Genomic DNA, 24,904 nt, shown 5'->3' with positions numbered 1-24,904 from the left:
ACTATTTTTTATAAGCAATGGCAATAATATCAAATATTTTTTCACCTTCAGGAGTTTGTACCACTACTTCATCGTCAACCGCTTTACCTAGTAAGGCGCGTGCCATAGGTGAGTCGATACTGATCTCGCCACGTTTTACGTCCCACTCATCGGGTCCAACGATACGATAGACAAACTCTTTGTCGGCTTCATTAATTAAGGTAACCCAAGCACCAAAAAATGCACGGCCCTCTTGCTGTGGGTCAGGGTAAACTATGGTTAACTCTTCAGTACGCTTCATTAAAAATCGCACTCGGCGGTCAATTTCGCGTAGTCGTCTCTTACCATAAATGTATTCAGCATTCTCACTGCGATCGCCTTGGGCTGCCGCTTCACTTACCGAACGGGTTATTTTAGGACGTTCGTCTTTCCAGAGAAATTTTAACTCTTGATCGAGTCGATCCCAACCAGCGCGAGTAATGTAGTTTGATTTTTTCATGGGGTCATTATTAAGTTAGGTTAAGCAACGGGTCAAGTATAGGTGATTGGCATATATAAAAATACCTACCATAATTGAGTTAAGATTATTTACTCTGAGGCTGTGTATCAATGAAAGCGTTAATTGTTGATTCTTCTAAAACCTATCGAGCGCTATTAAAAGAGTTTTTGTACGGTTACTCAATTATACCCGAAGAAGTTACCTCAGGTGCAGAGGCGCTTAAGGCCTGTGAAAGTAATGACTTTGGCTTAGTTTGTGTTTCAATGCAACTATCTGACATGCTAGGCGTTGAACTTGCCCATCAGTTGAAATCACGGCAAAGTAATGCCTTTATCATTATATTATCGAGTGAAACTGAGCAGGGTAAATTAGACAAAATGCACACTGCTGATATTAATGCAGTATGTCAAAAAATGGATATTACCGAGTTGAAAAAAACACTCGCTCATATTAGTGAAGGTGAGTTGGTTGTTTGTGAAAGCTCAGGACATGTGTTGTATGTGGAAGATCACTTAACATTAGCAAACATGACTATGGAAATATTAACGCAGATGGGGCTAACGGTTGAGCACTTTATCTCAGCCGATGAAAGTATTGAAGCGTTTGGCAAGAGTAATTACGATTTAGTATTGCTAGATATTATTTTACCCGGTGATCGCGATGGTATTGATGTTATTCAAGCGATCAGAGCACGTAGTGATGAAAAGAAAAGTATTCCTATTCTGGCAATATCGTCAATTAGTAATTCATATGAAAGAATTCGCGCATTAAAAGTAGGAGCGAATGACTTTATTACTAAACCGGTTTTACAGGCCGAATTGGCGGTAAGAGTTAAAAATCTTATCGATACGCGCCACTTGTATCAACAAGTGATTTTACAAAAGAAAGAGCTTGAAAAAATTGCGATGACCGATCAGCTAACCGGTTTATTTAATCGTTATTATTTACATTTAGCGATACGTAAATCGTTAAGTCAAGTAAAACGTCATGCCCACCCACTAAGCCTAATCATGATTGATCTTGATAAGTTTAAATACATTAATGACAATTTTGGCCATGAACAGGGCGATGACGTTTTACTAAAAGTAGCTGGTGTTTTACAAAAAAATTGTCGATTAGAAGATACTGCCGTTCGCTTGGGAGGAGATGAATTTTTATTAGTACTACCTAATTGCTCAAAGCAAGAGGCTATTCAGAAAGCTGAAATGATTAGAGCACTTATTAAGCAACTTAATGTTAATAATAATGAAGTTAATATTTCGGGTAGTTTCGGCGTTTCTTCTACCGAACAAGATGTATTTGATTATAAAGCATTGTTTAATTTAGCTGATAAAGCTGCATATCAAGCCAAATCCTCAGGAGGAAATGCGGTTAGACCCAAACCGTAATAACTTATCTGCCGAATAGTTAACATTATTTAACCTGATCTTGGTTTAATAAATGCTTCTCTGACTTCACTTACGCTATATATACATATTAATAGCCATTAATGATTACTTGTAAGCCACTATAAAATATCTACCACCCATAGCAGTTGCTGATTTTCGCTAAAGTTATTTTCTGTTATGATTTGCTTTTATTTTTTCTTAGTTGGAATTGCAATTTAATGTTAACTATTGCTGACACAATCGCTCAAGAACTTAAAGTTAGTGCGTCACAAATTAATGCCGCTATTACCTTACTTGATGACGGCTCAACCGTGCCTTTTATCGCGCGTTATCGTAAAGAAGCGACTCAAGGGTTAGACGATAACCACTTACGCCACTTGGCAAAGCGCTTGAGCTATTTACGTGAGCTTAATGACAGACGTCAAATTATTCTAACCAATATTAAGCAACAAGGTAAGCTTACCCCTGCGCTGAGTCAGTTAATTGATAATGCAGATAATAAAACTACCTTAGAAGATTTATATTTACCGTATAAGCCTAAGCGTCGCACTAAAGGAAAAATCGCGTGTGAGGCGGGTATTGAGCCGCTGGCAAATCAGCTGTTCAATAATTGGCAGCTTAACCCAGAAGTTGAAGCTAAAAATTATATTAATGTTGAGGCGGGTTTTGCTGATGAAGCCGCAGTACTTGAAGGGGCAAGTTATATTCTTGCTGAGCGCTTTAGTGAAGATGCCGCGTTATTACAAAAGTTACGTCGACATATTCTTAAACAAGCACACTTAACAAGTAGTGTTGTTAAAGCTAAAACACAAGAAGCGGCCAAGTATCGTGATTACTTTGATCATAACGAATTACTCCGCAATGTCCCGTCGCACCGTATGTTAGCGATGTTACGTGGACGAAATGAAGGATTTATTCAACTGTCGATAGATGTTGACCCAGGGCAGGAAAGCCAGCGTGTTTCAAGTGCTGAACAGGTTATTAGTGAACACCTAACGTTACGCCTAACGCAACAAGCCGGAGCAAAATTTTTAACCAAAGTAGTGCAGCTCACCTGGAAAGAGAAATTGAGCAAAAGCTTAACCACTGAACTGTTAACGCAATTAAGAGAACAAGCAGAAGAACAAGCGATTAAAGTATTTGCTAATAACTTACATGATTTATTAATGGCTCCACCTGCTGGCGCTAAAGTAACTTTAGGGTTAGATCCTGGTTTACGAACAGGTTGTAAAATTGCCATTGTTGATAGCACCGCAAAGCTATTACATACCACCACTATTTTTCCTCATGCTCCACAAAACCATTGGGATAAATCGATACGCACTTTAGTGAATTTATGTCGTCAGTATAAAATTGAATTAATAGCGATTGGTAATGGCACAGGTTCACGTGAAAGTGACAAGCTCATTGGTGAGCTAATTAAAGCGCTAAATAACGATGAAGCTAAAACTAACCTTGTTATACCGACCAAAGTAGTGGTTAGCGAAGCTGGCGCTTCTGTTTATTCAGCCTCTGAATTTGCGGCTAAAGAATTTCCTGATTTAGATGTGTCGTTACGTGGTGCGGTGTCAATTGCTCGTCGTTTACAAGACCCGTTAGCTGAGCTAGTAAAAATAGACCCAAAAGCAATAGGTGTCGGTTTATATCAACACGACGTAAGTCAAAGTAAACTAAGTAACACCCTTGATGATGTAGTAGAAGACTGTGTAAACGCCATTGGCGTTGATTTAAATAGCGCTTCCGCGGCATTATTAACACGCATTTCAGGGTTAACCAAAACCATGGCGAATAACATTGTTGCGTATCGTGATAGTGAAGGGCGCTTTACTAATAGAAGCCAGTTACAAAAAGTTGCTCGTCTTGGTCCGAAAGCTTTCGAGCAAGCGGCTGGATTTTTACGAATTGTTGATGGCGATAACCCATTAGATCAGTCTGCGGTGCACCCTGAAACATACCCCGTTGTTGAGCGTATTGTTAAGCAATTAAACCTTGATGCCTTACAGTTACTTAATAATGAAACTGCACTGAGCAAGGTTGATGCAGCAACAGTGGCTGATGAGCACTTTGGTGAAGTGACCGTGAAAGAAATTATTAATGAACTCATTAAACCTAATCGCGATCCGCGTCCTGAATTTAAAACGGCTACTTTTGCTGAAGGCGTTAGCACTATGGCGGATTTAACGCTTGGTATGGTGTTAGAAGGGGTTGTTTCTAATGTGGCTAACTTTGGTGCCTTTGTTGATATTGGTGTTCATCAAGACGGTTTAGTACATATTTCGTCTATTACCGACAAGTTTGTGAGTGATCCGAGTGAATTACTTAAAGCGGGCGATATTGTTAAAGTGAAAGTACTCGAAGTTGATATTGCCAGAAAGCGTATTAGCTTAACCATGCGTTTAGATGAAAAAGCGAGTTCAACTAATCAAACTAAAAATAATGCGCAAGGTAAAAACAATAAAGTGCAATCAGCAGAGAGTCAACCTAAAAAACCTCACCAGAATAGTAATCAAAAAAATAGAAATGCGGGTTCGACAAAACCGAAAAAAATTGACAATGCCGCTATGGGCAACGCTTTTGCTGATGCCTTTGCGAAACTAAAAAAATAAATTACCTAGCAGTAGTTTTATTTTTAAACAATTTCAAAATAGTGTTGACATTGAAAATGAGAATGATTACTATTTAATTGTTGCTTAGGTAAGTGAATGCTCTCTCAGTTAACTAAGCAGCGGCAAAGCACGGAACTTAGTGGTTATGCTCCAGGACACATAACCACTAAGTACCCACTTTGGATTCTTATTGAGTCAATCGATTTAAAATTTTTGATGGTTTGCCAGCTGCGTTTTCGCCGCTGGCTTTTTCTTTTTAAATTCTTGAAAATCTTTAAGGTAAGTTATAATTAAGGACTACTGCTAATAGTTGTCGTTATAGTAACAAGCACTTTTCGAATTATTCTCTTCTCTTTTATTTTTATACCACTCAATGCAATGCCTATGTGTTCTCATACATTGTTTAGCAGGTCTCTAATATTTGTGATGTCATATTGGGATGAAACCGTTGCATTAGGAGCAGGGCGTGTTTTAACTCCCTAGTTAGTCTTTAACATATGACTCGAGAATTTATTTTTAAACTTTTTAATATTTATTTATAAATAGTGTTGACAATACAAATGAGAATGATTACCATTTGATTGTTGCTTAGGCAGGTGAATGCTCTCTCACTTAATTAAGTAACAGCAAGGCACGGAACTTAGTGGTTATGCTCCAGGACACATAACCACTAAGTGCCCACTTTGGATTCCTAGGAGTCAATTGATTTAAAATTTTTGATGGTTTGCCAGCTGCGTTTTCGCCGCTGGCTTTTTTTTTGCTTAGACTTTATTAAAACTTAAAACGGCCAACAACTTCCGACATTGAAGTACTGCTACTACGTAGATCTTGACTGGTCAGTGCTAGCTGCTCAGTATTAGTAAGCGACTCTTGGGTTATACCTGCTAAATCATTAATACGTAAATTAACTTCATCTGCCGCTGCGCTTTGCTGCTCTGTTGCTCTCGCAATTTGCGTACTCATGTCTGAAATAGCCTCCATCAGGCGGTCTATCTCAGATAATGAATGATCGGCTTTACCGGTTTGCTCTACAGTCTCTAGCGAAATATCTTGGCTGATTTTTACTGCTGAAACGGCTTCTTGTGCGCCTGCCTGTAGTTTTTGTATCATTTGTTGTATTTCATTTGTGCTTTGCTCGGTGCGATTCGCTAATGTTCTGACCTCGTCAGCAACAACAGCAAAGCCTCTGCCTTGCTCACCAGCTCGAGCGGCTTCAATAGCAGCATTTAACGCGAGTAAGTTGGTTTGTTCGGCAATGCCACGTATAACATCTAAAACTGAGCCTATATTGTCGCTTTCAGCTGCTAACGCACTAACAACATGGCTAACGTTATCGATATTACTTGAGAGAGTTTGCATTTGTGAGATTGCATGAGAAACCACCTCTTTACCCTCAGAAGTATTACCTCGGGCGTCATTGGCAGCTTGCTCAGCCAGTGACGCGTTGTCACTCACTTCTTTAATTTGCGAAGTCATCTGTTCCATAGCTGTTGCAACCTGCGCTGTTATATCGTTTTGATCTTGAGTGGATGCCTGAGTAGTTTGGCTGGCAAGGGCAATGGCATCAGAATGCTTTAACACTTGCGTAGAGTTGTTGGCAACATCTTGCAGTGATTGGCGCATTTTGTTGGTGAACTCATTAAAATAGCCTGATAAATGCGATATTTCATCTTGCCCAGTACTGTTGAGTGAACGCGTTAAGTCGCCTTCACCTTGGGCAATATCTTTCATTAAATTAGAGGCATCACGGGCAGGAACAATAATGCTCTTGCCTATAATGTAGCAGAAAAAAATCATTACAATGGCAATAAGAATGCTATCGATGATAAGAATATTCCGATGTTTGGCAAAAGTGCTCTCGATATCATCTAAATAGGTGCCTGAACCCACAATCCATTGCCATGATGAAAACCCCTTAACAAAAGATATTTTATCGACGGGTTGTTCAAAACCTGGCTTAGCCCATTGATATGGAACAAAGCCTTCTCCTTGTGCTTTAACCACATTGACCATATCAACAAAAAGAGCAGTACCGTTAGGATCGGTTGTTTGAGAAAGGTTTTTCCCGTTTAGTGCGGGTTTTATGGGGTGCATTATCATTTTTGGCTCGTAATCATTTACCCAAAAGTAATTATCACCGCTATAACGCAAAGCGCTTATTAAGCTTAGTGCTGTTTTTTTAGCTTGTTCTTCGTTGATTTCGCCTTGCTTAAACAATGAATATTGGTACTCGATAATACTGTAAGCCGTGGCGACTTGCTCTTTAGTACTATCTCTTTTTTGTTGGTGAAGTGAGTCATAACCCTCAGATAAACTCACGGTGTCAAGCATAATGACAGCAAGTATAATTAACACAACCAACATACCCAATCGTTGTTGTATGCTATATCTTCGTAAAAACCCCATAAAAACCTCTCAAGCGAATAAACAGCTGCATAAGTATTAATACTAGTACATATTCCTACAAACACTAATAGCACAATAAATTGCATAAAAGTACTAAAATCAATAAATTGAGTGAAATAATTGCTTCCGTGCAAGTTAACTAAAGCTGGGCAAGGTTTTTAAAGAGGATTATAAAAAAGGGGAAGCCAAAGCTTCCCCAAAAGTAACCTCAAATGAGGTTAACTAACGCAAGACGTGTAACGCTATTAGTGTGAAGTCATCAATAGCTTATAAAACGAATTTAGCTGATAATTGAACATAATTAGAGTCAGCGTCAGACTCTGCCATTTCAAAGTTACCGACTTCTAAACCAAAAGAAAGTTGTTTAGTGACATTTTTGAAGAGGTTTACACCCCAATGTGAACGATCTCGGTCGGTTAAGTCGGTTTGGGTGTTACCGTAAAACACTGAACTGCGCATATCTTCAGTCCAGAAGTGACGGTAAGCAACCATAATAGAAGTCGTATCTTCAGCTTCTTCGCCAACCATATCTGTTGAAGCCGTTACACCGACATAACGACCGACATTACCACCGTGTACTTGGAAACGAAAATCATCTTTGCCGAAAGTGTTAATACGACCAGCTACACCGTAACCAATGGCTGTTTCAGTATTACCCGTGACGCTTTTTAATTGACGACCTAATGCTGAAACTGACACATTACCCCAATCGCCCTTGAAGGTATATTTACCAATAAAGTCTGGTACAGAATCATCACGTGTTGTGCTATCACCACGATAGCCACCGTATGATTCAGGGTTCTCTATTGATAATTGTAAGCCACCGTTGGTATAACGAATTTGGCCTTGACGAATGAAAGCCGATGCGACTAATGGGCCGCCAAAGTCGGCAGATTCAGCGAGAGAGCTGGTGTTTTGAAAGGTTGTCCATGTTTGACCAACAAGAACATCTTTATATTGAATAAAGGCGTGACGTAAACGTGGTTTTGAAGAGTTTGAGATAACTTCATTACCGCCACCACTAACAGCGTCGCCATAAAAGTCAATTTCAATAAAACCAGTAACATCGCCATGAACATATTTAGTATTAAAGCGTGTTTCATTTGCAGCAATACCAAAGTTTGATTGGTCTTTTGCTAATACTGTGCCGCCACCGTACCAGTAGTCAGTTGCTGCAATATTTCCGTCTACGTAACGTGTATCTACTTTAATATAGCCACCAAAAGTGATGCTGTTATCGTCATCTAATTTTAACGTGTAACCTGCATTAGCAGCACCAGTTACCGCTAGTAAGCTTGTTGCTAGCGCTAATTTTTTTATTGTGAAAAGTTTTTTGTGTAGCATGGTTTATCCCCATTATTTGTTTTTACTTATTGTAATGTTTTATTTTTAAATTTTTCAGTACTTTAGCTATTTTAGTTGTTTTAATTATTCTCTAAAATAAATAGTGAGTAATATGAGTTCTTAGTGACTCTTTGTGTTACTTACTATGGTTGGATAATAAGTTAGAGTGAAAAGTAAACAAAAGGAATTAGACCTAAGTCTACATTGTTGATACTACGCTTTAGACTTTAGTCGATGAATATTATGTTGCTGCCGCCTTAAAGCCAATTCTAAAGCCGCCCCAGTGTTTACCATTAATGTAAATGGGAGCAGAAACATCATGCATAACTTCCCCTGTATCACGTTTGTAGGTTTGTAATAAGAATTTATTAGTGTGCTTACCACAGCGAATGCCTGTTGCATCGTCAAAAATACGTTTGGTTCGATTGTTTACAATGTCAATATCAGGATCGCCGGTTAGTGGTTTCGAAAAGCACTGGTTATGGGTGGGGAAATAGCCATTAATATCGACTGCACCCGCATAAATAATATCACTGTATTGTGCTAATAATGGCTCTTGAATATCAGGTAAATGTTGATCAGTAAATTTATCAAAACCGCTGGTAAATTTGGCTGGATTGCTATTTCCTAATGGTTGATAGTTAAAATCAAATAATTGTTGGTTAGATATTTTGTTAGCCAAAATACTTTGTTCAAATAATTCACTAACACAAGTGGCAGCACTTTGTGCTTGCTGGCACATGATGTTAATGAGTGAGTTATTATCAAAAACAGAAGCTTCAACAAAGATTGACTCAGTACTACGCGAGAGCTTATTGCTTTGAGCTGAAATATGCTGTGTTTCTTGGTTTTTAGCGAGTAAGAAATTGTGTAAGTTATTCACAGAATCGGCAATATCTGCACTGGCATGATCTTGCTCTATTAGTGCCTGAGTAATTTTTTCGCTAGCCGATACTGATAACTCCATGAGTTTATCTATTTCAGTAAAGTTAGTTGATAAGTCAGTCATGGTTGAAACAACACTAGTAGTTTGTTCAACAATAGTTAGCATCATAGCGGTTGTATCAGAGGTTTCTGTACTTATTTGTTGTAATCTTTCGCCTATTTGCGCTGTGGCATCGGCGGTTTTTGCTGCTAGCGCGCGTACTTCATCAGCAACTACGGCAAAACCCCGGCCCTGCTCGCCAGCACGTGCCGCTTCAATAGCTGCATTGAGCGCGAGTAAATTAGTTTGCCCAGAAATGGCGTCAATGACATCGGTAATATTTTGAATCTCCTTGGCTTTATGCTCAAGTGATTGTATTTGTTCTGCCGCGCTATTTACTGCCTGATTTAGTTGGTTAACCAAATGAATTTTTTCATTGAGTTGTGTAGAACTATTTGTGCTGGCGGTCATAGCTTGAGTTGCTTGCTCGCTAGCGAGAGCTGCATGCTCATTAATTTGCTTACCATTTGCTGACATTTGCTCAGTAGAGGCTGCTAAGCGATTAACATCGTGGCTTGATTTACTTATATCGGCACTTAACTTATCCAAAAAAAAGCTTATTTCAGCTGAGTTAATTGCTAATTCACTTACTTTGTTGCTAATGTTTTTTCCTGCTTTGTTAAATGCGTTAATTGATGAGCTATTTGCTGTTGGGTTTGGTGCTGTATCAGTGGTAATACTCTTAGTAATCACAGCTAGTATAACGGCAACGGTAATCAGTAAGCAGACTGCTTGCACTAGAGGAGAGCTAAATAGATATTGATAACCATAATTACTTAAAGTGATGAAAATAGCGACTGAAATGACTCGAATGAGAGAAGAACTTGTCTTTTTACTTATCATGGCATCCTGCTTATTACTATTTGAAAAGTAAGTTATAAGCTAGCATGGAGTTTGATTTTTATGCAAATAATTATAACAATTATTCTCGCCACATTGTGTTGTGAGTAATAAAAAAGCCGCTGAAAATAGCGGCTTTGATGAGTGTTAACTTAACTATTAAGGTTATTTGGGTAACTTAAAAGGCAACTTGTAGTGCTAAACGGTAGCTTCTGCCATCACCAATAGTTACATTGCTATCACCGCCGCCTGCTAAATAATCGGTATCGAATAAGTTTTGAATATTAAAACGTATATTCATATCAGTATTCGAGAACTCCACTTTATAAGTAGCACCCATGTCTACGCGAGTATATGCATCTTTAACGATGAGATTATCGTTATCGGCAAAACGCTCACCTTCGTAAAAAGCACCAGCATTAACGGCAAAGTTTTCAGTAAACTCATAACGTGACCATATTGAGGCTGACCACTCTGGTGCATCTACCGGCGTATTACCTGTATAATCTTTATCTTTTTCATACTGTGCATCAAGGTTCATTACTGAGGTCATAACAAAGAGTTTATCAGTTACCGCGCCTTGTGCTGCCACCTCAAAGCCTTTGTGGCGTTGTTCGCCGACTTGAGTTGTTATGGTTTCGTACTGTGAACCATCATTCAGATCTTCAGAAACAAGAACACCTGCTTTAGTGATATCAAATAAGGCCGCTGTGATTAGTAAACGATCGTCAGCTAATTGCCACTTTGCTCCTAACTCATATTGTGTTGAGGTGGTAGCATCGATTTCCATGCCGAAATTAGCATCATCTTCATTGATGATGGTTTCGCTACTTTGTGGTTCGAAGCCTTCACTGTAGTTAGCATAGTAAGTGGTGCTGTCGTTAGGATGGTATAACACGCCCGCTTTTGGTAATAATGATTCGTTATCAGCACCAGTTTTAGTTTGTTTGTCATAACGACCACCAAGCATTACTTGCCACTGTGGGTTGATAGTAATTAAGTCTTGAATATACACACCGTAATAATCGTATTCTGTTTCAGAAATACTGGTATCTGTTGTATAGCTAATATCTGGGCGAGGAGGCTCAGCTTGGCCAGCTTGATAATTAAATCTATCAGACGTGTTACTTGTTCTTAGCTGACCGTAATAATAATCAAGTGAATTAGCACCAATAAGGAATACGTGATCAACACCCGCTAATGTAAATTCACCGGTGAAGTCAATAAAGTTAGTGGTAAATTGCCAATCATCAAAGCGATCGTAAGGTCTTGATTCATATGAATCACCTTCGGCGAAGTTACTTGGTTTGCGTGGAGCAGACTCAAAACGTTGGCGTTCAAACACTTGTTGGTTATGACCGAGTTTTACTTGCCATGAGTCGTTAAACGCGTAGCTAAAATCAATGCCGTAGTTTTCAACGGTAATGTCGGTAAATGCCCATGACATATCACGAATAGTTTTTTCATCGCCAATAATATTACCATCGCTATCTAACCAGCCACCGGTATCTAACCCTGCTTTATCGTTAGTTATGTCGTAATGTACGCTAACATAAGCATCTTCAGTAATATCGTAATCAACGACTAAAGCACCTAAAAAGCGCTCACGTTCACGTTGCTCACCATTTTGATATTCACGTTGGTAAGTAACATCTTGTTGTACTAAATTAGCACGGTAACGTAGTGATTCATCTTCGGTAATTGCGCCACCTGCATCAAGGGTGAAACGTGAAGAACCTTCTTGGTCAACATCAGCACCTAAGTTAAAAATTGTTTTAGCGGTTGGTTTTTTCGTTACCATGTTAACTAAGCCGCCAGGGCCAGATTGACCATAAAGAATACTTGAAGGACCTTTAATGACTTCAATGCTTTCTAAGGTTTCAATTGGTTGCTGGTAGTGTGACCAATGTTGGTGACCGTCGCGTAAATAACCGGTTGATGAACTTAATTCAAAGCCGCGTAAGTTAAATACTTCACGGTTACGTTGTTTAGAGCCTGCGTTTAAGCTCGCATCGTTACCTAATACTTCACCTAATGTAGTCGCTAATTGCTCGTTAATAACTGTGCTAGGAATAACCGTTACCGACTGTGGTGTTTCAAGCAATGAAATATCGGCGCGCATAGCACCATGAGCCTCATCAACGGTATAACCGTTAAAGTAGGTTCCTTTAACTTGGATTTTTTCAATCGCTGAATCTGTTTTGCTTTCTGGCGCGTCCGCTGCAGCCACGATAGGTGAAGAAACAATAGTACTTATCGCTAGAAATAATGGGGTAAACTTCATAATTACGTACGCCTTATTTAGGTATTAAACGGTGCGAGCTTGTATTTTGCGGTGAAGTATAATGATAACGATTGTTGTTTGCAATTCTTATCTTATTTAGGTTTAGGGGGTGTTATAATAACTTAGATCTTAAGGTAATTATTTTTTAAGAGTAGAAGGGGCTGCCAGAGTAAAGCCTAGTGATGGCTTTATGCTGGCAGTAATAGCAAGGCTTTAGCTTTTTATGATAGCGGCTTGTTCTTGTGTGACTACGGGTTTTGAGGTTAAAGTTTTTTTGAGTCGACGACCTATCTTTACCTCTATCTGCGTATGAATAAGGTAGGCAACCAATAGCATTAATATGACGGTGATAGTGACAACTAAGGCAATATTCTCTTGATTACCCAATAAGTTAAAGACCATATAACCAATATGCTGATGCACAAGATAAAGGGGGTAAGTTAACACTCCTAAATAATAAAAATACCGCTGGCGTAGTGGATTTTTTTCACATAAGGCCGTTACACAAAAAAGTGCGAAGAATAGGGTGTTAATGGCAAAAATTACCGTGCTATTAAACGTTATGTTAAACCAGCTACTCATTAAGTTACCAAACAAAATAGATTGTTTAATCACAAAGGCATATGAGAGTAATAATAGTAAACTACGATAGCCATTAAGCCCGTCTCTACGTAGTAAATAAAAGACACCGCCGGCAGCAAAATAGCCGCTCCAGTGCGGGAATATGGCGACAAACATATCGACATTTTTTGCCCACGGATGAAATAGCATTAGGAAAGAAGCGAGCAGTGTGATCGCAATAACGTGTTGAAAGTACTTCATCATGCCAAGTGATAATACTATTAAGATCAGCAGATAGAATTTTAATTCAATGTATAAAGTCCAATAAGCACTTTCAATGGGCTTGTAGCCCAAGAGTTCATTAACCATAGTGACATTAGCGAGCAACTGCGGCCAAGTAATGTGAAATACTTCAGCGCCCCAAAGCACAGTAAATATTGCCGTGAGGGCCAAAGCACACCAATAAGCAGGGAAAAGGCGCACAAAGCGTGAGATTAAAAAGTTTTTAGGGCTGCCATCGGCAACACTCATAAAAATTACAAAGCCGCTGATAATAAAAAAAAAGTTAATGCCCATATAAGCATATCGGGTTAGTACACGCAGTGCTTCGAAGTCTGCAATTTTAGCGAAACCTTCCATATATCCCGTGTAGGTATAGTGAAAAATAACAACAGCAAAAGCCGATAAAAACCGTAGTAAGTCAATTTCGTAAAAGCGTGTTTTCATTGCGGACACCTAAAAACCCTGTAAGTGAATAAAAAGTATTGTGCCAAATGCACTAATCAAGCCTCTAAAAGTAATGTAATTACGATCGGCCTGTCAATTAATGTTACTTATGAACATCGCTGTTTTCGAGATTTTGGTTGAGTAACAAGTAATAGTTAGCGTAAGCTGGCGATAGTCAAAATTATTGACGTTGATAGTTAACCTGAACTAGGTTTAAGGGGTATTTAACAAGTTGAAATATCAGCAAAAATTACCTTTCTAAAGCGCTATTTTGATAGTTTTTCTTCTTTTCATATGATAAGCAAGGCAAATTTCGCGTCATCAATAACTGGTCTATTGCAAGTAAATTTAACGAAGAAGTTAGGAAAGTAGTTGCTAGGGAAACATTTGTTAAGCCGAGCTTAGGTTAGTTAGTATATATAAGGAATAGTAATGAAAATATTGATTTTAGGGCTTTTAATTACATTGTTTTTGCCTAAAAGCCAGGCTGCTAGTTTTCATTTAGGTGAAAGGGTACGCCTTGATTCACAGATACTTTCACAAACGCGAGAGTTACAGATATTACTACCTGAAAATTATTATGAGAATAACGTGAGTAATTACCCTGTTATTTACTTGCTTGATGGTGATTATAACTTTCATGGCATTTCAGGGATGTTAGATTTATTGGCAAATAAAGGGCAGTTAATTCCTGATGTGATTTTGGTCGCCATTGCCGATAAAGGTACTAGCCAATACCGACAACTGATGACGCCAGTAGAGCTTGCAGTTGCGAGTTCGAGTAGTCCAGCCAAAGGGGCATTGACGCCAGCAAAACATGCAGCAGAATTTCTACGTTTTCTTACTGACGAGGTAAAGCCTTATGTGGCTGAAAATTATCGGTCGGCAGAGCATTCAATACTAGTAGGGCAGTCTATGGGAGGCTTATTTGTGTTAAATGCATTGATAGAAAGCCCTGATGCTTTTAAGCATTATGTTGCAATAAGCCCTTCTGTTTGGGTAGCTGATCAAGGCATTGTAAAAAAAGCGAAAGAGAAACTAGGTAAAAACGCACACCAGCCAGTATCACTATTTCTATCGTTAGCAGATGAGACCCGTATGGGACAGTACGATTTCATTAACTTACTTGATATTAATGAGTCTAAAAATATTGATTGGTCGTTTAAGCATTACCCCGATGAAAACCATAATTCGGTTGGTTTAATTGCGCTACGAGACAGTTTAAAAGCGCTATATAGCCAGTGGTATATTGCTGAAAAAGATTTAGCCAAGTTTACCAATCCAGAAGATATAGTTAAGCATTATCAAAACGTCATGACTAAGCATGCTTTTAAGCAAGCGATGCCATCAGCAAGTATTAAAGCCATGGTGCGTCATTATTATCGACATAATAACGTTGATAAATTACCTGTATTTATCGCCCATACAAGTGAAAAACTTCCTGAGTCTAGACAGGCCTTGATTGCAATGCAAGCAAGTTATGCTGGACATTTTGACTCCCCTAAAGCTGCGTTAGAGTTATTGCTTAGCGTAGAATATTTGTACCCAAACTCAATAGATCATCTTAAAGCTATTGCTTCAACTTATGAGCAAGTTGGTGATATGTTGAAGGCAAAATCATATTATCAAAAAGCGTTAACGGTAGCTAAAAAATACAATACTAACCAATGGCAGTTAAATATACTTGAGGCAAAAATCGCCGTTAAATAAAGAGATGCTATAAATGCATGTATAGCCAAGCACCTTGGCTTTCACCATGATTTGTCTCCCGATCATACTTTTTACTTGCTTTTGATAACTCGGTCATTTTTTGCTGCGCTAATGTGTTTGCGGTTTGTTCTAAGCGCTGGCAAGAGCTCTGCGTAGGTATTGCTAAGAGTGATTTTTCAATTTCTTTTATGGTGGCTTTAGCTAAGTTGATGTGACCGATTTCATGAGTGAGTAAATTTGGGTACCAGTTAGACCAAACTTGCTTGACCTGTTCATCAGTGCTAACTAATTTCGGCATCGTTAAGGTTAATATTAATGAGGCTTCAACCTTATTGATACGACATTGGCTTGAGTTTGACTTCCACCAAAAGCGCCAATTGATATTCCATTTTGTATGACCATGAAATACCTCGCCATCTTCTCTTATCGGTGTTGCATTATTTATGGTGGTTAACAGTGTTTCCTTTGTTTTGGCATTAACTGAATAGAAAACATTATTCTCAGTGATATTTACTTTGGCTTCACTACATATTGAGTAAAAAAGTAGTATAAAAAGTAATGAACGCATTTGGCTTCCTTTCTCCGTTGTAGTGGTGTTTAACAGGGTTAAATAGTTTGTACTAGATAACGTTGAATAATTTGACCACCTTCAGTTATCTCAGAGTCTAATATGCCATTATTACTCAGAATAGTACGTGCAGAGGCGCTGTTATTTTTATAACAATGAATGTGAATAGTGCCTACTCCACGGGCAAATAACTGCTCAATTGATAATTTCATTAATAAATGACCCAAGCCTTTACCACGATAACTTGGTCTAATACCTAAACCGATATGACCACCGCAATGAGCTATTTGCTGGTTAAGGTAATGGCGTAAGTTAGTTACACCAACCAGTTCATTGCTATCAACTAACCATAAAGTAGTACTTGGCACCATGTGCTCAGGTATATTTTTGCCTTGCGCAAAGTTATTGTTTTTTTCGAGTAGTGCAGGAAAGTCGCGGTGGTCAAAATCGAGTGGAAACGGGTAGCGCTCTTCATCGCCTAATTCACGAATGTAATCATTATAGCTTTTTTGATACTGCTGGTTTGGAATAATTAACTTCATAATTTTTGGCTTTGGCACCGTATTTTAGATAGAGCACGAAAGTAGCTAGGATAAAGGTAAACTATCGTAGCTACTCTAGTATGGAAAGAGCAAGAGGTAATTGATAAATAACAGAGACCTATATGGACGTTGTTGATTTGAAGTTATTTACCGCTTCTCGCAGCTTCTGCTTGTGCAAGTGTTTCATATTGAGTAGACGTAATTTTGACGAGCTTAGTAATATTGTTAATTGATGTCGAAATTACAAATGTTTCATTGAGTGATAATACTAAGCTTGTTATGCGCTCAGCGCCTTTATTGGTTAGCTCAATATCAATATCGTAATTATTATCATGGATATCAGTGGTTATTTGTACTCTGAACATATCTTCATCTAAACCATCTGCGGTTTGCGTACCCATTTCTATGGTTGCGTCCTCACCGAGCTCTATCATCAGCACTGGTTTACTTTCCAGTTTTGCCGCTTGTAGTGCCTGTGGCATGTTTTTTTCAACAGTCGTTTTTTGTTGAGAGTTGCTTAAACTGTAAACCTCCATCTCAATTAAAATAATAGGAACCTCTTTCGCGCAGAGGGTACTGAACCCACTAGTAATGAATAAGGTGATAAATAAGGTGATGGTTTTGATGTTCATGGTTATCCCTAAAGTTAAGTTAGCCGTAATTTCTAATAGTAATGAAAACACATGTCAGAGTAGGTTATCAACATAACTTGCTGATATTCATTAATATTCATAAAATTCATTACCATGAATTTGAGTTGGGCACTTTCAATTGAAAATTCATTTGTAGATAATAGCTTGCTAATGTAATGAATGAAGTTTACCTGATATCAACATGGAATCTAGATCATGGAAGTCGTATGAAACTAGCAGATAAATTAATATTATTAAGAAAAGAAAAAGGTTGGACGCAAGCTATTGCAGCAAAGAATATTGCGATTCAACAGTCTTATTTATCTAAGTTAGAAAATGGTCATTACCAACCATCAAATGACGTTATTGAAAAACTGTGCTTGGCTTATGACGTACCTATTAACTCGCTAATGAATCAGCTTAAAGCAAAACCTGCTTTGATGCGGTATTTATTACCGAGCGCCATTGTTTCAGCAACACTAGGTGTAATGCTGTTGCTTAACGGATACTTTGCACTTATTTTTCCGCAAGCTTATTACACCTACAAAGCCCAAGTTGTATCAGCAAGCGAAAAGTAACTAGTAACACTCAATTATCATTTAACTGATAATTATCAAGGTGATAAGTATATTGAGGAATTTGCAGGTGTGAAGTATGAATACACTTTACTCTCAACAAGGGAAATTAAGCGTGCTGAAAATCGCTGGCTCATGAGTATTGGCTCTTTATTATTGATTATAGCGTTTAGTTTATATTGCTATTTCAGGCTGAAAAATAGCAAAACACCACTAGGTTGAGTGCGGTGCTTTGCTATGTGGCAGTTAACGCACTTGTATTAATTAGCTATGGGTTCACCAGCGTAGTGGTATTCAATTTTAGGTGCTAGGGTTGGATCCGAGTGTTCTTTAGAGGCAAAGGAAATATAATTCCCCGCGCGCATTATTCCTCGTAATAGTAAGCCATGATTACTTTCAGGGGTGCTCTTCCATGCTTGAACTATTGGGGTTATATCTAAAGAAACCCACTCTCCTTCAATAATTGGCGCGCGCTTAATCAGCCCATTTTCTCCATAACCATAGTTACTCGTTAAATCAAGTTCACCGCCAGGTATAAGCCAGTCATTTTCAGTACTATAATTATGATCTAAATAATTATGCTCTAGCCACGTGGCACCATTAGGTATGCCTCCCCAAATTCTATTGCCCTCAACCCATGGTTTATTGACTTCAAACGCTAATAACATTGGACTAGATGTGTAACTGGCTTGAAGGACGAACACTTTTAGGCTTGCTTTAAGTAACTCTCTTTCGACTGGAGCCAAAGATAAATCGGCTTTGATTAGTATACGACGAGCTTTTCCTGTGCCGATGTTTAACTCTTGTGAGCCACCAAAGTTCATTTTCTTTTCAGAACTGTTATATTGACTCACGGTTGCGTCAGCCTGAATCGGTAGTTCAATAGTGCTAAAAATAACGCCTTCGTCAATAGGAATATCAATATCGGCACTGAGAGCACTGGTGGTATCTGTCGCTTGATTGAAGCTTTCGGTAGTTGGGTCAGCAGCACCTAGTTTTTCATTAGCTAATACATTGGCCAATGCAGTTTGTTCTTCAGTGTAATCATGTTCATTACTGTAAGGCTTTGCTGTTGAAAAGACATTTTCACCAGCAACGCGTGCATTACATTCAGATACTAAGTGTTTGAATGATTTTTCATAACGTTGAGTGTTCCCCGTAAAGTCTTTAGCTTCAATATAAATACTGTCGTTATCTTGTAGGTTGCCAATAGCAACTTCAGTAGAATTATTAGCTTGATTATTTAAAAGTAGTGCCAGGTTGCCGTTGATATTAACAGTAAGTTGTTCAATTTTTCCTGAGTCATCCCACCAACCCACAGTAAGATCGCCGCCTGCACAATTTCCACCGATAGAGCTGCTGACGGTAGGATGATATCGATCTAGTTTAGTGTTAAAAACACCACTATTAACATCCCTGTGCTGGAAGTTATCAATCCAGTGGCCAAATTTGTAAACCCACTTAGCTTCATCAGGTGAGTTGCCATTACAAAGAGGCTTTTGAGAACCGTGAATATTGCTATGTCGAAATCCCCACTGTTCGTTATCGTAATCAGTTTGATATTTCTCTAAATCATTATCACGCCCATCAGTTCTTTTTCCACGAGCGGCCCACCAAGCAGGACTGCCGATAGCGCCTAATGCTTGATTAATAAATTTGCGGGCAATAAGCATATTGTAAGCATCTTGCTCGTTATTATAATTCAGTGCTTTTAAGGCGAGAGTATCTTCACTTATGGTTGAGTTGTGACAATCACTGCAATTACGATCAAATCCAGGCCATATGTCAGCTACCCACTCTAGAGGTGCTATTGAGGCAAGGCTACTAATTTTTACTTCAGGGTTACATTGTGCGTCATAATCAATGTATGAGGTTTGCTCAACCATATTTAGCGGTTCATTTTGAGCTGAAAATGTTTCTTCAAAAGGTATCGCTTTGTTTTTTTCATGTTGATGACAGCCACCACAATCTGTTCTATCTTCTTCAGGTTTTAGGGAGTGCCAACTACGAGTGTCGGTTAATTTAAGCCCAGTTTCACGATCTAACAAATGAAAATCGAAAGGCACGTTAGCGGGAATAATTGCTTTAAAAGATTGATCAACTTGATTGACGACAGAGTAAACACCAAGTAAACGAGATGTCTCTTTTGTTTGTGAACCAGCTGAGCGATAGCTTGCGTAAGAGTTTTTTAGCTTGTTTGAGGTTAAATTAATTGCAACTCCGAGCACATTTTCAGGAAGAAGGTATTCACAGAAATCATTTTGGTTTTGTACGCGCGTGAGTGGCGCTGATTGCTTGATCAACTCTTGACGTTCAGAATTATAGTCTTTATTTGCCTTATTTGGGCTAAATGGGGTTTTACCATCCCCTCCAAGCCAGCAGTCAAAAGGCTTACGATCAGTATTCCATAAAGCGGAGGTTCCAACTTGTGCAAAAGGGCTACCAGGGGTAATAGTAGTCGCTGAAGCAACTGCGGGCGCAGAATAAGTTTGTTCTTTATCACCACTTCTCTCTTCCCAAGTGATAACGGGTAGTGGCCATAATAAATTAGTCGTTCCTGATTCATCTTCGATGACTTTTATAATGCCCGTATTAGCATTAATATTGATGGACTCAGTCGGGTCAAAGGCTTCTAAATCCTTTCGAAAGCCGATATAGGATTCGTATACGCCTTTGCTTTTTTCTGAGTCTAAACCTCGGTTATTGGCGCTCGTTTTTGTATGCGAAAAAAAGAGTTCATCAGCCTTTCCGCACCGTGGAGTAGTGAATTTACCTAATAATATTCCATTATGGCTATCTGAAGGTAAGTCATGAATATCTACGCCTTTAGTTAATAATTTTGCGCCAAGTTGACGAGGAACTTCTACTCCAGCATCTGGTCTATCGTAAGCGTTTAATCCCGCCATTGATAATTTCACACTATGCAGCGCACCAAAGCCATTGTTATTTAAGTTGTAGTAGCTCGTCGTAATAAGGTAATCGCCAGGGTTAGCTCCTTTACCTTTAACGCAAAAGGTACTGAGGTGCGCTGCTTCTGGGCTATTGCCGTAGCCAAAAATAGGGTACCACTTGCCTGATGATGTTAACCCTTGAATTTGCCAGTGACGGGCATCTTCTGTGGTTGCTTGATATGAAAATGCAATGCCATTTCGAAGCTTATTGGGGCTTAATGCGGATGTCGTTGTGTAATATTGAAATTGTTGATGGTTTTTTAAGTCGCCATTATCAGTAATATCAGCACTAAATAAGTTGAAGTTATGATTGGCATACCCCATAGCGAGATTGGCGTTACTGATGCGTTTTTTGTTACTAACGTAAATAAGCTTTAAACCGGTATCGGTGCGCATTTCTTCAGCGTGCATATAGACATTACCCCAGTTATGCGACCCTGTTTGTTTTAAGGGTAAATTCATCGCATCTTTATAAATATCAAACTCATTATTGTCATTTGTATTAGCGTATGTGAGCCTTTTAGCGGGTAATAACTCTGGAGCGAAGGAGTAGTCAGCTAATAAATCACCAAGGTTAATACTATAAATATCAGCGCCTAATTTGGGTAAGCCACTTTGGTATGTTTTATCGTCAGCATTATGAAAGTAACTGAAATAAACAGTTTTACCGTCTTCAGATAAATTTGGCTCAACTACCGAGCCTTGATTTAACATACCTGTAGGCGTGTCAATGAGTTGTTGTTGCAGGTGTATCTCTAAAGGAAATAGTTTTTTACTTTGGCCGTTAGGTAATAAAATCCATAACTCATTACCTCCGCTGGGGTTATTTGCACTGAGTACATCGGTGCCTAACTTGTATGTACCTGTGACTCCACCGTAAGTATTATCAAACACTTTAATTGGAGCACTGACAAAAATTAACGGGTAGTCAGGTTGATAGAATTCTTCATTGTTTGCTGCATTGATTTGCGTTTTGAAGGAAGTAGCTAAACTGGAAAAGCTAGTTACGCAGAGCGCTAAAAAAAATAATGAGTAAAGTGAGGGAGTCAGTAAAGGGTAAATGAATAAGAATGATTTATAGGTAAGCGTTTTAGTTTTTTTAGCGTTGCAACTCAGTTGACTATGCATGAAACATCCCATCCTAAAATGTAATTACAAACATACCTGTCACAGAAATACATCATCAGTGGTAACTGGCAATAATTCTTACTAGATTATTGGCAACCCCGCTGTCGTAGAGTACTCCTTAGACCGGTGGCTTTGCGTCCCTAACTTTCATTAGGTTTGCTTTATCAGTGTAGTCACGCATTCCTTGATAAGGCAAATACAGAAAAAACTTTTAATTACCGTTAATAGCTAACTTGTTATTGTTTCTATTATTTCAGGAGAATAAAAATTCATTATTGGCGACTTTCAGGAATAAAAAGGCCAGAAAAAATCTGGCCTTTATTGAAACAAATGATTATGAGCGCAATGCGCCCATTAATAGCGTTATGCTTCTTTTTTAGCTTTTAAGTTAGCCGCATGCGGTAATTCGTGTGCAGGCATTGGTTTATTGTCATGCTTTAGGTAGTTGTCCATCCAACGCATTAAACGTAAGCTGTAATCGTACTTAGCAGCAGCACGTTTATTACCATGGCCTTCGCCTGGGTAGTAAACTAAACGTACTGTTTTGCCATGTACTTTCATATAACGGTACATTTCCATTGATTGCGCAGGGTGTACACGAGGATCTGCTTTACCGTGCATAATTAATAATGGCGTTTCTGATTGCTCAACCCAATAAATAGGGCTGCGCTCTAAGTACCATTGCCATTTTTCCCAAGGGTATGAACGTGCGTGTACTAAGTGCATTTCATTTGAAATATCAGTAGTACCAAATTTCGATAATTGGTTAGAAATACCAACAAACATAACGCTCGCAGCAAAGTGCTTAGTTAGTTTAGTTGCGCCCCATGCTGACGCATAGCCACCGTAAGATCCGCCCGTAATACCAACTTTTTTCTCGTTAACTAAACCAATGTTTACTAAATGATTTTTTAGGTCAACTAAGTCATCAAACTCTTTACCTGCGTAATCATTTTGACCTAACTTAGAGTAGGCAACCCCTTTACCTGTACTACCACGATAGTTAGGGTGAAATACCGCGTAGCCTTGTGCTGCTGCTAATTGACCAGGGCGAGAGTAAGCGGTGATCCAACCATCTTTATCATGGCTTTCAGGGCCGCCGTGTACCGACATAATTAGTGGGTAACGTTGACCTTCTTTGTGGTTTAGTGGATAAACTAATACACCACCAATTTCTACGCCGTCACGTGCTTTTATCGTCACAATTTCTTGTTTCGCTAATGCCACGTCGTTTAACCACGGGTTTGAATTAGTTAAACGAGATGCTTTTTTACCGCGAAGCATAAATACTTCATTTGGGTGTTTCGCTGTATTTGCGCCTAAGGCAATTGTTTTGTCTGAATCTGAAATACTTAAACGACCCGCAATTAATTTGCCCGCTTTAACAACTTCTTTATACGATGTTTTACCAGGCTTAATTTTGGCGATAACAGATTGCGGACCTACGTTGGCAACTAAAAACAGCTCATTACGCTTGTTTGACCATTCAAAGTCACTTACATGACCTGCGAAGTTAGGTAACCAGTCAGTAACTTTACCTGTTTTAACGTCAGCTAAAAATAAACGACCTGTTGCTGGATCATGCTTGTCTTCGGCACCGTGGATAGCAATATATTTACCGTCATGAGAGAACTCAGCAGCGCCTAATTTACCTTCGGTAGCAAAAGAAACGTTAACCGTTTGCGTTGCTGCATCAACGATATGCCATTGCGATTTCATGTATTTATCGTCAATTAATGCGGTCGGCTGAGTTTTAACTAATAAATTTTTATTATTTGGCGAAAAATGTACATCAGAAACATAGTGTTTAATTGCTAACGCTTCAGGGGTAATGGCTTTTTCAGTTATCGCTAAATCAACTACATATAAAAATTGATCAGCTAAATCTTCTTCATAAATTTCAGCTTTAAAGCCTAAGTCAGTAAGTTTTTTAACTGATTTATCTTTAGCCTTTTTCGCTAACAGGGCAACCTTTTTATTATCGCTACTTAAGGTATAGCTGCTAATGCTAGTATCCTTTAGTGATAATACTTTTTGTGCTTGACCACCATTGGCCGCAATTTGATAAAGCGAGGTAAACTTATCACCGTTCATTTTCGATAAGAAGTAAATAAAAGCGCCATCTGCAGACCATTGAATGCTGCGAACGTTTACTTTACCGGTAATAAATGGGCGTTCAACACCCTCATCATTAACTAGGTGTAACTCACCCCAGTTTGATCCATCTTTTTCAACGTAAATTTCACGAGGCACAGAGCGAATAAAAGCAAATTCGTCACCACTTGGACTAACTTGCACCTGGCCAACACTTTGTATTGTTGCTAAGTTTTCAGCAGTAATAACTTTATCAGTTGCAAAAACTGATGCGCTTAATAAGCCTAAACTTACTGCTAAAGCTTGTTTTAAATAAGAGATTTTATGTTTCATTTATATTCCTAATATATACCTAAAAAGAGGCATGTTAGTGAAGTCTGTTCGAGTTTATGTTTTTTTGAGCGTTAAACCAATAAAAAGTGGAGTAAATTCGACGAAATGGAGATAAATCGAGATTAAATAGATATTCAGGTTTTGTTTTTAAGCAAACTATTAGTGTTAAGTGATAACCTGAACTCTAGCTGGATATATAGGATAACGGTAGACTTTCATTAGCAGTGAGTTTATTCTTCAATTTGTTGATGAACATCCTCATTTTTAAGGTGAAAATACATATGAGTAACAGGGTAGAATTAAGCAAAGGAGAGGTACTTTTTTCTGAGGGAGATACCTGTCGAGCGGTGTATGTAATTAATAGCGGCACAGTCCGTTTAAGCAAAGAAAGAAATGGTTTATCAGTAACGATTGCAACCCTTAACAAAGGTGACTTTCTTGGTGAAATGGCGCTATTAACAGGCAGAGATCGTTCATGTACTGCTACCGCCAATTCAGATGTTAACTTATTAGCTTACGGTGAAGCAGAGTTTAAAGCGTTATTAAAAAGCAATAACGATATTGCCTTGACTATTATTGAAGGTTTAGCTGAACGATTAGTTTATACAACAGAAAAATTAGTTTCCCCGTTAGAAATCTTATAATTATCAGTGTGTTAATTTGGTTCGTTAAGATCGTCTGGAAAGTGCAGTAATAATTTTCGGTAAGTTAGAACAAAAAAGACAGCGCTGGGCGCTGTCTTGGAGTGTTAAG

General features: G+C 38.6%; 16 protein-coding genes and 1 riboswitch. Of the genes, 5 read left to right on the top strand and 11 right to left on the bottom strand.

The annotated features are described in order from the left end of the window. Nucleotide 1: 1 nt before the first annotated feature. Nucleotides 2–478 (bottom strand): transcription elongation factor GreB, encoded by a 477-nt coding sequence (gene greB, locus ABD005_RS10185; protein ID WP_215981258.1) that lies wholly within the window; start codon nucleotides 476–478, stop codon nucleotides 2–4. 110 nt (nucleotides 479–588) lie between these two features. Between greB and ABD005_RS10180 the strand changes: the two genes are divergently transcribed. Both ABD005_RS10180 and ABD005_RS10175 read left to right on the top strand, forming a co-directional pair. Then, a complete protein-coding gene (locus ABD005_RS10180) occupies nucleotides 589–1,866 on the top strand; it encodes a GGDEF domain-containing response regulator (protein WP_343817321.1) in 1,278 nt (425 codons plus the stop codon). Between the two features lie 218 nt (nucleotides 1,867–2,084). After that, complete coding sequence (locus ABD005_RS10175) at nucleotides 2,085–4,472, top strand: Tex family protein (RefSeq protein WP_343817320.1); 2,388 nt, start codon at nucleotides 2,085–2,087, stop codon at nucleotides 4,470–4,472. A gap of 771 nt (nucleotides 4,473–5,243) precedes the next feature. Here ABD005_RS10175 and ABD005_RS10170 read toward each other — a convergent pair. The 5 genes from ABD005_RS10170 to ABD005_RS10150 all read right to left on the bottom strand — a co-directional run bounded on the left by ABD005_RS10170 (nucleotide 5,244) and on the right by ABD005_RS10150 (nucleotide 13,618). Beyond that, on the bottom strand, nucleotides 5,244–6,878 hold the full coding sequence (locus tag ABD005_RS10170; protein ID WP_343817319.1) for a methyl-accepting chemotaxis protein: 1,635 nt from the start codon (nucleotides 6,876–6,878) through the stop codon (nucleotides 5,244–5,246). A gap of 267 nt (nucleotides 6,879–7,145) precedes the next feature. Next, on the bottom strand, nucleotides 7,146–8,222 hold the full coding sequence (locus tag ABD005_RS10165; RefSeq protein ID WP_343817318.1) for a hypothetical protein: 1,077 nt from the start codon (nucleotides 8,220–8,222) through the stop codon (nucleotides 7,146–7,148). Nucleotides 8,223–8,463: 241 nt separating this feature from the next. Next, nucleotides 8,464–10,050, bottom strand: coding sequence for a methyl-accepting chemotaxis protein (locus ABD005_RS10160; RefSeq protein WP_343817317.1), 1,587 nt, complete (start codon nucleotides 10,048–10,050; stop codon nucleotides 8,464–8,466). A 175-nt stretch (nucleotides 10,051–10,225) separates the two neighbouring features. After that, nucleotides 10,226–12,331, bottom strand: coding sequence for a TonB-dependent siderophore receptor (locus tag ABD005_RS10155; RefSeq protein WP_343817316.1), 2,106 nt, complete (start codon nucleotides 12,329–12,331; stop codon nucleotides 10,226–10,228). A gap of 213 nt (nucleotides 12,332–12,544) precedes the next feature. After that, the gene (locus ABD005_RS10150; RefSeq protein WP_343817315.1) at nucleotides 12,545–13,618 is read right to left on the bottom strand and encodes an acyltransferase family protein; all 1,074 of its coding nucleotides are present in this window, start codon (nucleotides 13,616–13,618) and stop codon (nucleotides 12,545–12,547) included. 432 nt (nucleotides 13,619–14,050) lie between these two features. On the opposite strand from ABD005_RS10150, the gene ABD005_RS10145 reads away from it, so the two are divergent. Beyond that, nucleotides 14,051–15,328, top strand: a complete 1,278-nt coding sequence (locus ABD005_RS10145; protein ID WP_343817314.1) for an alpha/beta hydrolase — start codon at nucleotides 14,051–14,053, stop codon at nucleotides 15,326–15,328. A 7-nt stretch (nucleotides 15,329–15,335) separates the two neighbouring features. Here ABD005_RS10145 and ABD005_RS10140 read toward each other — a convergent pair whose 3' ends face one another. From ABD005_RS10140 to ABD005_RS10130, 3 genes are all read right to left on the bottom strand, one after another. Further along, complete coding sequence (locus tag ABD005_RS10140; protein ID WP_343817313.1) at nucleotides 15,336–15,896, bottom strand: DUF922 domain-containing Zn-dependent protease; 561 nt, start codon at nucleotides 15,894–15,896, stop codon at nucleotides 15,336–15,338. Nucleotides 15,897–15,934: 38 nt separating this feature from the next. Then, a complete protein-coding gene (locus tag ABD005_RS10135) occupies nucleotides 15,935–16,438 on the bottom strand; it encodes a GNAT family N-acetyltransferase (RefSeq protein ID WP_343817312.1) in 504 nt (167 codons plus the stop codon). 143 nt (nucleotides 16,439–16,581) lie between these two features. Further along, nucleotides 16,582–17,070, bottom strand: a complete 489-nt coding sequence (locus ABD005_RS10130) for a hypothetical protein (protein WP_343817311.1) — start codon at nucleotides 17,068–17,070, stop codon at nucleotides 16,582–16,584. A 227-nt stretch (nucleotides 17,071–17,297) separates the two neighbouring features. Between ABD005_RS10130 and ABD005_RS10125 the strand changes: the two genes are divergently transcribed. Further along, on the top strand, nucleotides 17,298–17,648 hold the full coding sequence (locus tag ABD005_RS10125) for a helix-turn-helix domain-containing protein (protein WP_343817310.1): 351 nt from the start codon (nucleotides 17,298–17,300) through the stop codon (nucleotides 17,646–17,648). A 257-nt stretch (nucleotides 17,649–17,905) separates the two neighbouring features. Here ABD005_RS10125 and ABD005_RS10120 read toward each other — a convergent pair whose 3' ends face one another. Further along, entirely contained in the window at nucleotides 17,906–21,724 is a 3,819-nt protein-coding gene (locus tag ABD005_RS10120) for a DNRLRE domain-containing protein (RefSeq protein WP_343817309.1), read from the bottom strand. 88 nt (nucleotides 21,725–21,812) lie between these two features. Further along, nucleotides 21,813–21,895, bottom strand: a riboswitch (cyclic di-GMP riboswitch). A gap of 192 nt (nucleotides 21,896–22,087) precedes the next feature. After that, on the bottom strand, nucleotides 22,088–24,151 hold the full coding sequence (locus ABD005_RS10115) for an alpha/beta hydrolase family protein (RefSeq protein ID WP_343817308.1): 2,064 nt from the start codon (nucleotides 24,149–24,151) through the stop codon (nucleotides 22,088–22,090). Nucleotides 24,152–24,432: 281 nt separating this feature from the next. On the opposite strand from ABD005_RS10115, the gene ABD005_RS10110 reads away from it, so the two are divergent. Next, on the top strand, nucleotides 24,433–24,795 hold the full coding sequence (locus tag ABD005_RS10110; protein ID WP_215978692.1) for a Crp/Fnr family transcriptional regulator: 363 nt from the start codon (nucleotides 24,433–24,435) through the stop codon (nucleotides 24,793–24,795). The last annotated feature ends 109 nt before the right edge of the window (nucleotides 24,796–24,904 follow it).

Origin of the sequence: Colwellia asteriadis (genome assembly GCF_039523295.1) — a bacterium.
Taxonomy (GTDB): Bacteria; Pseudomonadota; Gammaproteobacteria; order Enterobacterales; family Alteromonadaceae; genus Colwellia; species Colwellia asteriadis.
Note: the sequence above shows the minus strand (reverse complement) of the source record. Positions and strands in the feature narration are given on the sequence as shown.